The organism is Acidimicrobiales bacterium (genome assembly GCA_035536915.1).
Taxonomy (GTDB): Bacteria; Actinomycetota; Acidimicrobiia; order Acidimicrobiales; family JAHWLA01; genus JAHWLA01.
Genome location: DATLNE010000009.1, coordinates 50063 through 62587 on the forward strand (window position 1 = coordinate 50063; position 12525 = coordinate 62587).

A 12525-nucleotide genomic window follows, 5' to 3' on the forward strand; every position below is an offset into this window, starting at 1 on the left:
CTGGAAGCCGTGCCCGGCCGCTACGACCTGTCCCGCGAGGACCTTGCCGTCCTCCTCGAGGGCGAGCCTGCATACCGCGTGCGCCAGGTGTGGGACGGGCTGTACCGGCGGGTGCTTGACCCCTCGCAACTGACCGACCTGCCCGCTGCCTTGCGGGCCCGGCTGGCGGCGGAGCCGGCGTTGGCGCCCGCCCTGCACGCCGAGCACGAGTCGGTGGCCGACGGCGGCGACACCGTGAAGTGGCTGTGGTCGCTGGCCGACGGCAACCGGATCGAGACCGTGCTCATGCACTACCGCGACGGGCGGTCCACGGTGTGCGTGTCGACGCAGGCGGGCTGTGCCATGGCGTGCGGCTTCTGCGCCACCGGCCAAGCGGGCTTCGACCGCCATCTGTCGAGCGGCGAGATCGTGGAGCAGGTGGCCCAGGCCATCGCAGCCGCCCGCCCCCGGCGCGTCAGCAACGTGGTGTTCATGGGCATGGGCGAGCCGATGGCCAACTACGACGCCGTTTGGGGCGCGGTGCGGCGGCTGCACGACGACATCGGCATCTCGGCTCGCCACCTCACCGTCTCCACCGTGGGCATCGTGCCCGGCATCCGTCGCATGGCGGGCGAGGACTTGCCCGTCAACCTGGCCGTGTCGCTGCACGCCGCCGACGACGAGTTGCGCGACCGACTCGTGCCCGTCAACCGGCGCTACCCGCTCGACATGCTCATGGAGGCGTGCGCCGAGTACCTGGAGGCCAAGGGGCGACGGCTGTCGTTCGAGTGGGCGCTCATCGACGGGGTGAACGACCGGGCCGTCGACGCTGCCCAGTTGGCCGACCGGGCGCGGCCGCTGGGTGCGCACATCAACCTGATCCCGCTGAACCCCACGCCCGGCTGGCCGACGCGGGGGACGCCGGCCGAGGGCGTGCGGGGCTTCCGTGACCGGCTGGTCGAGCTGGGCGTGAACGCCACGGTGCGCCGCAACCGCGGCACCGACATCGACGCCGCCTGCGGGCAGTTGCGGGCCACTGTCACCCTGGGGCGGGCAGACTGAGGCCATGGAAACACGCCGTTGGGTGAACATGTCGCAGCCGCAGACGCTGCAGATCGCCGTCTTCCTCTTCTACATCAACGCTGCGTTCATGGTGCTCGGCGGCAGCTTCGTCGTGGCCATCGGGCTCGTGCTGCTCCTCGCCAACGTGGCCGCAGGCTTCGGTATCGCCAACGAGCAGAAGTGGGGCTACGGCCTGGGCATCGCCGTGGCCGTCCTGCCCTTCGTGTTGCGCCTCGCCTTCGGCGGCTTCGGCGCCCTGCTGGGGGCCGACGTCATCAGCCTCATGTTCGACATCGCCTTGGTGGCCCTACTCCTCCACCCGCAAAGCCGCGAGTACCAACGCATCTGGTTCAGGTGACACCCGCGATGCCAACGGTCATACCTTGGTAGTAGAGTTTGTGCATGCCGCGAGGAAAGCCATCGCCGAAGCTGGCCATCAGCGTCGATGCCGACGTCCACGAGCAAGTGATCGCCGCTGCCGCTGACGAAGGGGTCAGCGTGTCGGCCTGGCTCACCGAAGCCGCCAGGCGGGCGCTGCTCGTGCGACAGGGCCTGGCCGCCGTGGCGGAGTGGGAGAAGGACCACGGCGCGTTCACCGACGCCGAGCTCGACTCCGCACGGGCCCGCATTGCCGACGAGGTGGCGGCGTCCGCCCGCCGCCGCTCCGCGTGAGCGTCGTCTACGACGCCGGCGTGCTTGTCGCCGCGGACCGCAACGACCGCGACGTTTGGGCCGATCACCGGGTGCGCCTCGAAGTCGGGTTGGTCCCGGTGACGACTGCACCGGTGGTCGCCCAGGTGAGCCGCTCCCCGCGACAAGCACAGTTGCGGCGCTTCCTCAGCGGCTGCTCCGTGGTGCCGTTCTTGGCGGACGATGCCCACGCGGCCGGCGCCCTTCTCGGGGTTACGGGCATGTCGGACGTCGTCGACGCCCACGTCGTGCTCACCGCGGCTTCGGTCTCCGCCGCAGTGCTCACCTCCGACCCTGACGACCTGCGTCGCCTGTCCGACCGGCTGCCGGCGCCTGTGGCGATTCGGCGCGTCTGAGGTGCCCCGCGCCTGGAGTACATGGCGCTTCATTCTGAAGCGCCATGTACTCCAGAGCGCGGGTTACCCCCGATAGGTGGCGACCGGGGCCTTCTGCACGTCGCCGGGGTTGTAGGGCACGTCGAGCACCACCTCGCGGCCCTGGATCTTCCACGCCCCGTCTTCGAGCACCACGGTGTCGGTGTAGACGCCTGTCAGGTGCAGCGACAGTTCCTCGTCGTGGACGAGGTAGAGCGTGATGTAGCTGCGCACCACGGCCCGCTCGTCGCCGTCCTCCACCACGTAGACGTTGCTGATCACGTGGCGGCGCTTGGCCGTGAGCTGCTGGTAGCCGGCGCCGTAGGCCGCGACCACGTTGTCGCGGCCCGAGACGCCCATCAGGCTGATGTCGGCGGCGAAGCACGACGCCAGCAACTCCAGGTCTCGCTCGTCGTGGGCGTGGCAGTACCTCGCCAACAACTCCTGGACGGCGGCGTAGTCGGCCACCTCAGTCCTCCATGCCGTAGACGCGGGCGGCATTGCCGTAGAGCGCCTTGACGGCGATCTCCAGGGGCACCTTCTCGAAGGCCGACAGGATGTGGTCGCGGGGCAGCTCGGCGGGCGAGCACGGGCCGGGCGACATGCTCGTCGGGTGCGGGTAGTCGGTCTCGAACATGAAGTTGTCGGGGTAGTGCTCGAGCAGGGGCAGCGTCTGGCGCTCGAACCAGAAGCAGCCGTACACCTGGCGCTTGAAGTACTCGCTGGGCAGCAGCTCGGACTCGGCGGCGGCCCCGTAGCCCTTCCAGTGCCAGTCGAGGGACTCCAGCAGGTAGGGCAAGAAGCCGAAGCCGCTCTCCACCGACACGAACTTGAGCCGGGGGAACCGGTCGCACAGGCCGCTTGTCACGATTGTGGCGATGGCCGTGGCGTTGCTCATGAGGCCGAGGGCCGTGCCCGCCGCGGCAGCCCGGGCGCTGAACTGCGACAGCATGACCTGGAGGGCAGCGGCGGAGCCGTCGGTGCTCGACGTGAAGCCGACGTGGAAGTTGATCGACATGTCGAGGTCCTGGGCCACGTTCAGCACCGGGTCCCAGTAGGTGTCCCAGAACGGGGGCAGGCCGACCTTCTCGTACTGGTTGGCGAACAGCACGCCCCGGTGCCCCATCTCCCGGCAGCGCTTCATCTCGGCCACAGCGGCGTCGAGGTCCCAGAACGGCACCATCGAGATCGGCACCAACCGCTTGCGGTCGGTGGCCGCGAACTCGGTGATGAAGTCGTTGTAGGCCCGGGTGCACTCGAGCGACAGCTCAGGCCCCATGCGCATGAACAGCGGGGTCTCGAAGCCGATGAGGTTGGGGTAGAGAACCTGGGCGTACAGGCCGTACTCGTCCATGCGCTTCAGCCGCTCCACCGGGTTCCACGCGCCCGCGTCGACGTCTTCGAGCTCGTTGGGCGTGAACGGCGGGAACTCCTTCCACCCCGCGGTGGCGTAGAAGCCCACGGGCATGAGCCAGTGGTCGCCGATGCGCCAGTGCGAGTGCCCCGTCTCGGGGTTATTGGCCACGTGGGGGACGGCGTCGCCCCACTTCTTGGAGACCCGTGACGTCCACAGGTCCGGCGGCTCCGTGACATGCGAGTCGGTGTCGACGACCTTGATGTCGATCAACGTCTGGCTCATTCCGACGTCCTTTCCCAGCCTAACGGTCGTTTGTTTGTTCGAGTGTATGGACGCCCCGCGGGGCCGTCAAGGGTTCGTTCGCTTGCGGTTCACAAATGCGGCCACCGCGGCCCGCGACTCGGGCATGGCCACCAGCGCGTTGACCGTCCACGCCTCTTCGCTCAACGCCTCGTCGGCGGGCAGCCGGTGCAGCGAGTGCACGACGCGCTTGGCCGCCCGCACGGCCATGGGGGGCATGGCCGCGACGCGCCGGGCCATGGCTTCGGCCTCGGCCCACAGGTCGGCAGCAGGCACCACCCGGTTCACCAGCCCGATGCGCTCGGCCTCGACGGCGTCGATGCGCTCGGCCAACAACGCCAGCTCCATGGCCCGGGTCGTGCCCACCACGGCGGGCACGTGGTACGACGCGCCCATGTCGGGGATCACGCCGAGGCGCACGAAGTCGAGGCTGAAGCGGGCGTCGTCGGCCGCCAGCCGCAGGTCGCACGCCACCGCCACGCTGAGCCCCGCCCCCGCGCACACGCCCTGCACGGCGGCGATCACCGGCTGCGGCAACGCCCGCAGCTTGCGCACCACTTGATAGGCGCGCTCCACGTGGGCCATGCGCTCGTAGGCATCGTCGAGGCGGAACACCGGGTGCTCGGCCAGATCCGCGCCCGCACAGAACGCACGCCCGGCGGCTCGCACCACCACCGCTGCTTCGTCGCCCACCTCGTCGATCGCACGGATGAAATCGTCGACCCAGCCGACGGTGAGGGCGTTGAGGCGCTCCGGCCGGTTCAAGGTGATGAAAGCCACGCCGTCGTCGACGTCGAGCGTCACGTCGTTGCTCACGACAACACGCCTCGGTCCTCCACCACGATGCGCACCACCCGACCGGCCGGCGGCCTCGTCGGAGCCTGCTCGGTCACCAACAGGTCCTCACCCCGGAAGGCCACGCCCACCGGCGTGTCGAACGGGGCGTCGGTGGCACCGGGGTACCGAGCCTGCTCGGCCCCGGCCTGGTCGAGCACGACGACGCGGCCCGCGCCGGCCAAGGCCACGTACAGCCGTCCCGATCGGCCGCCCGCGATGCCCACGGGCCGGTCGCCGGTGGCCGTGCTCGCCACCTTGGTGGGAGCGGCATCACCGAGGCGGTAGACGGTCCCGCCGCCTGCGTCGGTCACCGACTGGGCCACCGTCACCACCAAGCGCTCGGTGCTGTCGACGGTGATGCCGCTCAAGCCGTCGGGCGATACGAACTCGGGCGACTGATGGGCAAGGCGCACCTCCCCGCCTCCTGGCGCCACTCGCCACACCAGCGCCTGGCCCCGGTCGGCCACGTACAGCGCGCCGTCGGCGCCGAACACGGCGGCTCGCGGTTCCGGCGCATTGTCGACAGGAGACAGCTCGCAGGGGCCGGCCAAGGCCACGGCGATGCACGGCGGAACGTCAGGGATGCCTGCGTACGACGCCACCGTCCCGAGCCCGACGTCGACGCGGAACACCGCGGCGGGCCGAGCGGCCAGCGCGTACACGACGTTGCCACCCGTGGCCCGGGGCAGGGCCAGCCCCCGCACGCCGAAGCCCGCCTCGATGGCCTCCACCGTGACCGAGGCCTCCAGCGCGCCGTCGCCGGTAAAGCGCATCACCACCGGCTTGGCGCCGCTGTTGTTGGTGGCCACGAACACCCGGCCGTCGTTGCCGACGGCGATGCCCTCAGGCGCACCGGGCGCGGGCACCGAGGCAAAGGTGTCGACGGTGCCGACCGGCGGCCGCGGCGGCGAGAAGTCACCACCGCCGCCGCCGATATTGCCGCCGTCACCGGGGAACGACCCGCCGCCGAAGCTGCCGCCGTCCGGGAACGTCGGCGCCGGGTCGAACGGCAGGGAGAAGCCGTCGGGCGCCGACACGGGCGCGGGCGCCGGAGGGCCGGCACTGGTGGCCGGGGCCACGCTGCCCGTGGGGTCGACCAAGGGACGGGCCACTCCGGCCGGCCGCACCCGGTCGACCAACGTCGGGGGGATGCCGCCGATGGCCGTGGCCAAGGCCACGAACAAGCCGATGGCCGCGGTGTAGACCTGCCCTTCGGTGAGGTCGAGCTTGCACCCCACCTTCTGCACGAGGGCGCTCACGACAACAGCTCCAACAACTCGGCTTTGCGCAACCGCGACGGCCCCTTAATGCCACGCGACCGCGCCACCTCGACCAGCTCTGTGCGGCTCAACCCGCCGAGCTGCGGAACAACGGCAGGCCGGCCGGTGTCGCTGCGCTTGATGGCCCGCTCGTCGGTGCCCAGGTAGGCGGCGATGACGGCGGGATCGGTGCGCACCACCTCCGGCACGCCCTCGGCGATGACCCTGCCTGCCGACATGCAGTACACGCGGTCCGACAGCGACATCACCAACGGCATGTCGTGTTCGATGATCACCAAGGTGGCGTCGAGCTCCTTGCGAATGCGTTCGATGAGGGGGCCGAAGGCCTCGGTCTCGCGCTGGGCCACGCCCGCCGTGGGCTCGTCGAGCAACAGCACGCGGGCGTCGACCGCCACCAGGCAGGCCAACTCGGCGATGCGGCGGGTGCCGGTCGACAGCGAGCCGATGACGGCATCGGCGTAACGGCCGAGCCCCATGAAGCCGATGAGCTCTTCGGCCTCGCGCCGCTTGCGGGCTTCGGCCGCGGTAGCAGGCGGCAGGGCCAGCGCCGAGGGCACCAGCTCGCTTCGCTCGCGGGCCTCCAGCGCCACCGACACGCACTCGCGCACGGTGAGCTCACCGAACAGGCGGGCGTCTTGGAACACCCTCCCGAGCCCCAGTCGCGAGCGCTCGTGGGCCGACAGGGCGGTGACGTCCTCCCCGAACATCTGCACTGTGCCCGCGGCGGTGGGTTGGAACCCGCTCATGACGTTCATCAGGGTCGACTTGCCCGCGCCGTTGGAGCCGATGAGCCCGAGCGTCTCCCCCGGGTAGGCCACCACCGTCACCCCGTCGAGGGCGGTCACGCCGCCGAAGCGCACGGCGATGCCGGTGGCCGCCACCGCGGGCACGTCGAGCCGGATCTCGGGGCGGTTGCGGGTGGTGGCCACCGGCACGACCCGGCGGTCGACGGGCACGGGTGCCACCGCGGGTTCGCCCATGCGGCGCTCGGCCACCGAGAACACCAGGTCGCGCAACTTGTACACGACCTGCAGGAGCCCGCCCGGCAGGTACATCAAGAGGATGAGCAGGCCCGCGCCGCTGGTGAGCAGGCGCACCTCCTGGGTGTCGCCCAACAGCGCGGGAAGGCCGAGCACGTAGACGGCGCCGAGGACCGCACCGGTGACGGAACCGAGCCCGCCGATGATGACCATGGCCACGACGATCAACGACTGCTCGGGGCCGAACAGGTCGGGGCCGAACTGCACGTGCGCCCCCGCCAACAAGGCGCCCGCCAAGGCGGCCAGGCCGCCGGAGATGGCGAACGCGGTGAGCTTGGTGCCCGACGGCGACACGGTGAGGGCGGCCGCGGCACGGTCGTTCTCCCGCACGGCGATGATGGCGCGCCCCACCCCACTGGTCCGCAGCCGGGAGATCACGAACACGCACGCAGCCAGCACCACCAAGCAGAACCAGTAGTAGGTCCGCTGCGACGACAGGTCGAAGAAGGCGATCTTGGCCCGGGGCAGGAAGACGTCCTGGTTGCCTCCGGTAAAGGCACCGTGCGGGAGGATGTAGCCCCGAGCCGCCACGGCGAAGGCCAAGGTCGTCACCGCCAACGAGAGACCCCGGATGCGCAGGGCGGGGCCGCCCACCGCCAAGGCGGCCAGCACGCCGATCACCGCCGAGTACACGATCGAGTAGCTGAACGGCATGCCTCGGTCGACCAAGGCGAACGAGGTGAACGCGCCCAGCCCGACGAAGGCGAACTGCCCGAGCGAGAGCTGGCCGGCCCACCCGGTGAGCACGGTGATCGACAGGCCGATGATGGCGAAGATCGCCACCCGTGAGAACAGGAACTGCCGCGACGGCGCAGTGACCACCAACGGCAACAAGGCGGCCACAGCGAAGGCGACGCCCGCCGAGATGTGCGGCAACCGTCGCACCCACCCGACCGACAGCAGGCGAGCCGGGATGGGCCGGCTGCGGGGCGTGAGCGAGAACGAGCCCTTCTCGTCGGTGACCAGGTCGCGGCCCCGGGTGAACACCAGGATGAGCACGACCACGAACAAGATGCCGTCGACGGTGCCGGGGCTGGGCACGTTCACGAACAGCAGCGCCTCGGCGATGCCCACGGCGATGCCGCCCGCCAAGGTCCACGGCAGCGACACCAGCCGCCCGCACAAGGCGGCGACCAAGGCCCGCAACAACAGGCTCGGCCCCAACGCCACCGAGGCAGTGCCGACGATCGTGCCCCGAATGGGGTTGATGAGCACGAAGGTGGCCGTCGACAACACGCCGGCCAGCACCCACACCACCGTCGACACCCGCTTCACGCTGACGCCCGCCAAGCGGGCCGCCTCGGCGTTCTCGGCCGAGGCCCGGATGGCCATGCCGTAGGGCGTGACGTTGAGGAACAGCGCCAACCCCGCGATCACCGCGGGCACGAAGGCCATCACCATGAAGTGCTCGCCCCGCAACAGCACGCTGCCGACGTCGGCCACCCGGTCGAGCCCGGTGGGATAGCGCCGCGTGTTGTCGATGTCGGGCAGCACGGCGCTGGCGAAGAACAGGATCTGGGAGACGCCGATGGTGGCGACCAGCAGGATCAGCCGCGGTGCGTGGAACAGCCGTCGGATGATGGCCAGTTCCACCACGCCGCCCACCACAGCACCCACGGCCAGCACCACGGCGAAGGCCAGGAACCAGTTCCACCCCAGGTCGAGCACGAGCTTGGCCAGCACGGCAGCGCCGAAGGCGCCCATCTCGCCGTGGGCGAAGTTGATGACGCGGGTGGCCCGGTAGACGAGCACCAACCCGGCGGCCAGCACCGAGTAGGCGAGGCCGGTGAGCGCGCCGATGATGACGAGCTCGATGGAGAACGTCATCCGCCCGCCTCCGCCCCGAGGAAGACGGCCCGCACCAGGTCGTCGCGCTCGAGCAGTTCCTTGGCAGGCCCCTGAAAGCGGACGCGGCCCTTCTCCATGAACACGGCCCGGTCGGCGATCTCCAAGGCGATGTTCACCGACTGCTCGACGATGACCATCGTCAGGCCGCGCGCCTTTAGCGTCTCGACCACTTCGAGGATGTCCTGCACGACCACGGGCGCCAGCCCCAGCGACAACTCGTCGATGAGCAGGATCTCGGGATCGAGCAGCAATCCCTTGGCCAACGCCACCATCTGCTGCTCCCCGCCCGACAGCTTCCCGGCGGGTTGGTCGAGGCGTTCCTGCAGCCGCGGGAACAGCGTCAGCACTTCGTCGAGCTTGGCGTCGAGCCGCTCACGGTCCCACACATAGGTGTGGGCGCCGACGGTCAGGTTCTCCCGCACGCTCAACGTGGGGAACACGGCCTTGCCGCCGGGCACCTGCACGATGCCGGCGCGCACCCGCGTCTCGGCGTCGGAGTAGGTGACGGTGCGGCCGTTGAGGCGGACGACGCCGCGGTCGGGAATGGCCAAGCCGCTGACGGCGCGCAGCAAGGTCGACTTGCCTGCGCCGTTGGTACCGAGCAGGGCCAGCACCTCGCCCTTCTTCACGTCGACCTCGACGTTGAACAGCACCTGGATAGGGCCGTAGCTGAAGTCGAGGTTGCGCACCTGCAGCACGGGAACTTCACCGCCCGCCTTCACCCGCTCGTGCTCGTCTTGTTCTTCCTTGAGCTCCTGCACCACCAACGAGATGTCGCCGCGCACGAAGCGGGCGCCGTAGGCCATGACCGAGCCGCCGACCAAGAGGGCGGGCGGGATCATGATGGTCAGCGCCGTGCGCTCGCCGAAGGCGTCCGACATCTGGCCCGCGATGACGGCGCCGAAGAAGGCACCGATGAAGAAGATGTAGACGCCCGCCAGCGCGTAGCCCATGGCTCGCAGCCGGTACGGGATGACCGAAGCGATGATGGCCAGCAGCCCGCTGATGGCAGCCGACACGCCGAGCTGGGCGACGGCCAGCATGGGGATCAGCGTTGGCACGTTCGGCATGTACATGGCGACCACGCCGAAGACGAACAACGACAGCAGGCCGCTGACCGCAAGGATCGCCTTGGGTGGGCTCTGTCGGAAGAAGCGGTCGACCACGAAGCCGCCGACCGGGGCCCCGATCACGCCGCCGATGGCAGCCAGCGAGAACACGTAGCCGCGCTCGAGGGCGTCGAGTTGGTAGTGCTCTTCGAGGTAGAGGCTGAAGTAGATGGAGAAGGCGAAGAGGGCAAAGCCCATGACGCCGAGGCCGACGAGCACGTAGTAGAAGGTCTTGATCTTGCGCAGCCGCTCCCACGCCGCGCTCATGGCGGGCGGCTCGTGGGTGAGCTCGGGCTTGTCGTCGCCGAAGATGGCCTGCTGCTCGTTGGCGCCTCGTTGGGGCTCGCGCACGAACAGCACGAGCATCGACAGCACCAGGGTCGGCAGGGCCAGGATGATGAAGGCCCACCGCCAACCCTCGTCGCCGCCTGCCAACGCAGCCACCGCGCCCGCCACCGCCGGGCCGGCCAACAGCCCGATGGGGTTGGCCAGGTTGAACAAGGCGAAGACGCGCGCCCGCCCGGCGATCGGGTAGGCGTCGGCCAACACCGAGTTGAAGGCGGGCTGGCCGCCCTTGCCGAACCCGGTGCCGACGCGGGTGACGCCCAGCTGCCACGCCTCGCGCACCAGGCCGGTGGCGAACATGAACACGCCCAGTACGGCCGACACGCCCGAGATCACGCGCACCCGGCGCATGCGGTCGGCCAGGAAGCCGATGGGGATGAAGGCCAGCACCACCAGCCCGCCGCCCAAGGTGGCCAGCACGCCGAGGGTGGTGTCGCTCACCCCCAGCGTCTCTTGGATGTTGGGGGCCAGCACCGCCATGGCCGCCCGGTCGAACTCGTCGAACAGGTTGAGCAGGAACAGCATCCCGATGGTCGCCACCCCGCCCGAGCGCAACACCTCGCGGGTGGGCATGGCGTCGTCGCCCACGCCAGGGAGGAGGTCGTCGGGCAGGAGGACGGCGTCGGCGTCGCGCTCGTCCTGCTCGTCCTGGCGCCGCGCCTCTTCTTCGAGGACGGCGGCAGTCAACGCCGCCGGGTCCGGCGAGGTGTCGTCGAGCGTGGTGGCCATCAGTACTGGGCGGGCCGGAAAGCGGTCAGGGGCACCACGCACTTGCAGTCGGCCTGCCAGCGGGTGGTGCGAATCTGGTCGGCACCGTCGAAGCGGTTGGGGCCGAAGGCCATCCCGCCGAAACCCGACACCCCGATGCGGCCCAGGCTGCGCATGCCCCGGCTGAAGCCCGCCGGGCTCAGGTCGGCGCCCGACGCCAGAGCACCTCGCGACACCAGGATCCAGAAGGCGCACTCCCGGGAGAAGTTGACCTCCTCCTCACGCGGCACCTGGCGACCGAGCGCCTTCGACGCTTCCTCCCTGCACTGCTTGTCGATGGCGGGCTCCGGGAAGTTGCCCCGGTGCTCGGCCAATCGGGTGATGGTGAAGGCCAGGTTGCCGTTGTACGACGCCGGCATGTTGGAGTAGTAGAAGTCGCTGTTGGCGCCGTTCCAGTCGGAGTTGAAGTAGGGCGGCGTGTAGCCCTGGCTGGTGGCGTCCTGCACGAACTGGGTGAAGACCAGTGCGTGCGACATGTTCACGATGACGTCGGACTTTGTGCGGTGCTGCTGCACCTCGACGGGCACCTGGCCCGCGGCGGTGCCGAAGTCGGCGTTGAAGACCGAGACGTGGCTGACGTTGTAGCCGCGGTTCTTCAGCTCGCCCTCCAGCCGCCGCACGATCGACGCGGGGCCGCTGCGCAGGTCGAACAGCAGGCCCACCCGCTTGCCCTTGAGCGAACCCAGCCGGTCGACTTCGTGCGCCAGGTTGGCCACGGTGCGGTCGGAGCCCATGAAGGTGGTGAACAGCAGGCCCTTGGAGCGGGGGTAGTACTCCTGCGGCACGCCCGAACTGCCCGCAGCGATGAGGGGCGTGTTGTGCTCTTCCGTGAAGCACAGCATGGGTGGGCCGATGAAGCCGCCACTGGCCACGGCGACCGCGACCTTGCGCTGCTCGGTGAGGAAGAGACACGCCTGGCGCATGCTCTCCTCGCTCAGCGGGTCGTAGGTGACGAAGTGGAGCTCGAAGGGTCGGCCGTTGATGCCGCCCGAGGCGTTGAGGGTGTCGACCCAGTGCTGCCACACCTTCTTCGACTCCTCCACGTCGCCGGTGGCAGGGAAGCCGAGGGCGGTGACGTTGCCGAGGTCGAGCAGCAGCACGCCGAGCTTGATGGCGGGGCCGCTCGCCCTGCCGCCCGGGCCGCTGCCCGCGCCGCCGGGACCGGTGCCGCCGGCACCCGCGCCGCCTGCACCCGATCCGCCCAAGCCGGGCAGGCTCCCGTCGACCCCGGCCGTGCCTGCGGCACCGGAGGCGTCGGCACCCCCGGTCGCCGCATCACCCCCGGTGCCGTCCGCCGTTGCCCCCACGCCGTTGTCGAGGAAGGGTTCGTTGCCGGTGCCGCCCGCCGAGATCACCTGGGCGCCGTCGGCGAAGATCAGCGGCACGCCGACGCCGGCGGTGAAGATCCCCATGACCACGCCGAGGATCAGGGAATACGTCTGAAGGCGGCTGCGTGGACTGAAGCGGGTCATGAGATCCCTCCCACGGCCACTGCAAGGCGCCCCCCGAGAATGACCCCAGCGCCGTTGAACCTAA

At 70.1% G+C, this 12525-nt stretch carries 11 protein-coding genes; 4 read left to right on the forward strand and 7 right to left on the reverse strand.

All coding sequences use genetic code 11. The annotated features are described in order from the left end of the window. Positions 1 to 9 precede the first annotated feature (9 nt). The 4 genes from rlmN to VM938_02375 are packed head-to-tail and all read left to right on the forward strand — an operon-like array spanning position 10 to position 2087. The gene (rlmN, locus tag VM938_02360; GenBank protein ID HVF73867.1) at positions 10 to 1041 is read left to right on the forward strand and encodes a 23S rRNA (adenine(2503)-C(2))-methyltransferase RlmN; all 1032 of its coding nucleotides are present in this window, start codon (positions 10 to 12) and stop codon (positions 1039 to 1041) included. Positions 1042 to 1045: 4 nt separating this feature from the next. After that, positions 1046 to 1399 (forward strand): hypothetical protein, encoded by a 354-nt coding sequence (locus tag VM938_02365; protein HVF73868.1) that lies wholly within the window; start codon positions 1046 to 1048, stop codon positions 1397 to 1399. Positions 1400 to 1443: 44 nt separating this feature from the next. Next, positions 1444 to 1713, forward strand: coding sequence for a hypothetical protein (locus tag VM938_02370; GenBank protein ID HVF73869.1), 270 nt, complete (start codon positions 1444 to 1446; stop codon positions 1711 to 1713). Further along, positions 1710 to 2087 carry a hypothetical protein gene (locus tag VM938_02375; protein HVF73870.1) on the forward strand — a complete coding sequence of 126 codons (378 nt, stop codon included), beginning with the start codon at positions 1710 to 1712 and terminating at the stop codon, positions 2085 to 2087. Before VM938_02370 ends, VM938_02375 begins: the two co-directional genes overlap by 4 nt. A 63-nt stretch (positions 2088 to 2150) precedes the next feature. Here VM938_02375 and VM938_02380 read toward each other — a convergent pair whose 3' ends face one another. The 7 genes from VM938_02380 to VM938_02410 all read right to left on the reverse strand — a co-directional run bounded on the left by VM938_02380 (position 2151) and on the right by VM938_02410 (position 12461). Further along, positions 2151 to 2573 carry a nuclear transport factor 2 family protein gene (locus VM938_02380; GenBank protein ID HVF73871.1) on the reverse strand — a complete coding sequence of 141 codons (423 nt, stop codon included), beginning with the start codon at positions 2571 to 2573 and terminating at the stop codon, positions 2151 to 2153. Between the two features lies 1 nt (position 2574). Beyond that, positions 2575 to 3744: an amidohydrolase family protein gene (locus VM938_02385; GenBank protein ID HVF73872.1), complete on the reverse strand. Its 1170-nt coding sequence runs from the start codon at positions 3742 to 3744 to the stop codon at positions 2575 to 2577. A gap of 66 nt (positions 3745 to 3810) precedes the next feature. Further along, positions 3811 to 4578 (reverse strand): enoyl-CoA hydratase/isomerase family protein, encoded by a 768-nt coding sequence (locus tag VM938_02390; protein HVF73873.1) that lies wholly within the window; start codon positions 4576 to 4578, stop codon positions 3811 to 3813. Beyond that, positions 4575 to 5858 carry a hypothetical protein gene (locus VM938_02395; protein HVF73874.1) on the reverse strand — a complete coding sequence of 428 codons (1284 nt, stop codon included), beginning with the start codon at positions 5856 to 5858 and terminating at the stop codon, positions 4575 to 4577. The genes VM938_02390 and VM938_02395 overlap by 4 nt, the downstream gene beginning before the upstream one ends. Beyond that, positions 5855 to 8746: an ATP-binding cassette domain-containing protein gene (locus tag VM938_02400; GenBank protein HVF73875.1), complete on the reverse strand. Its 2892-nt coding sequence runs from the start codon at positions 8744 to 8746 to the stop codon at positions 5855 to 5857. Before VM938_02400 ends, VM938_02395 begins: the two co-directional genes overlap by 4 nt. After that, the gene (locus VM938_02405; GenBank protein HVF73876.1) at positions 8743 to 10950 is read right to left on the reverse strand and encodes an ATP-binding protein; all 2208 of its coding nucleotides are present in this window, start codon (positions 10948 to 10950) and stop codon (positions 8743 to 8745) included. The genes VM938_02400 and VM938_02405 overlap by 4 nt, the downstream gene beginning before the upstream one ends. Then, positions 10950 to 12461, reverse strand: a complete 1512-nt coding sequence (locus VM938_02410; protein HVF73877.1) for an ABC transporter substrate-binding protein — start codon at positions 12459 to 12461, stop codon at positions 10950 to 10952. The genes VM938_02405 and VM938_02410 overlap by 1 nt, the downstream gene beginning before the upstream one ends. Between the last annotated feature and the right edge of the window lie 64 nt (positions 12462 to 12525).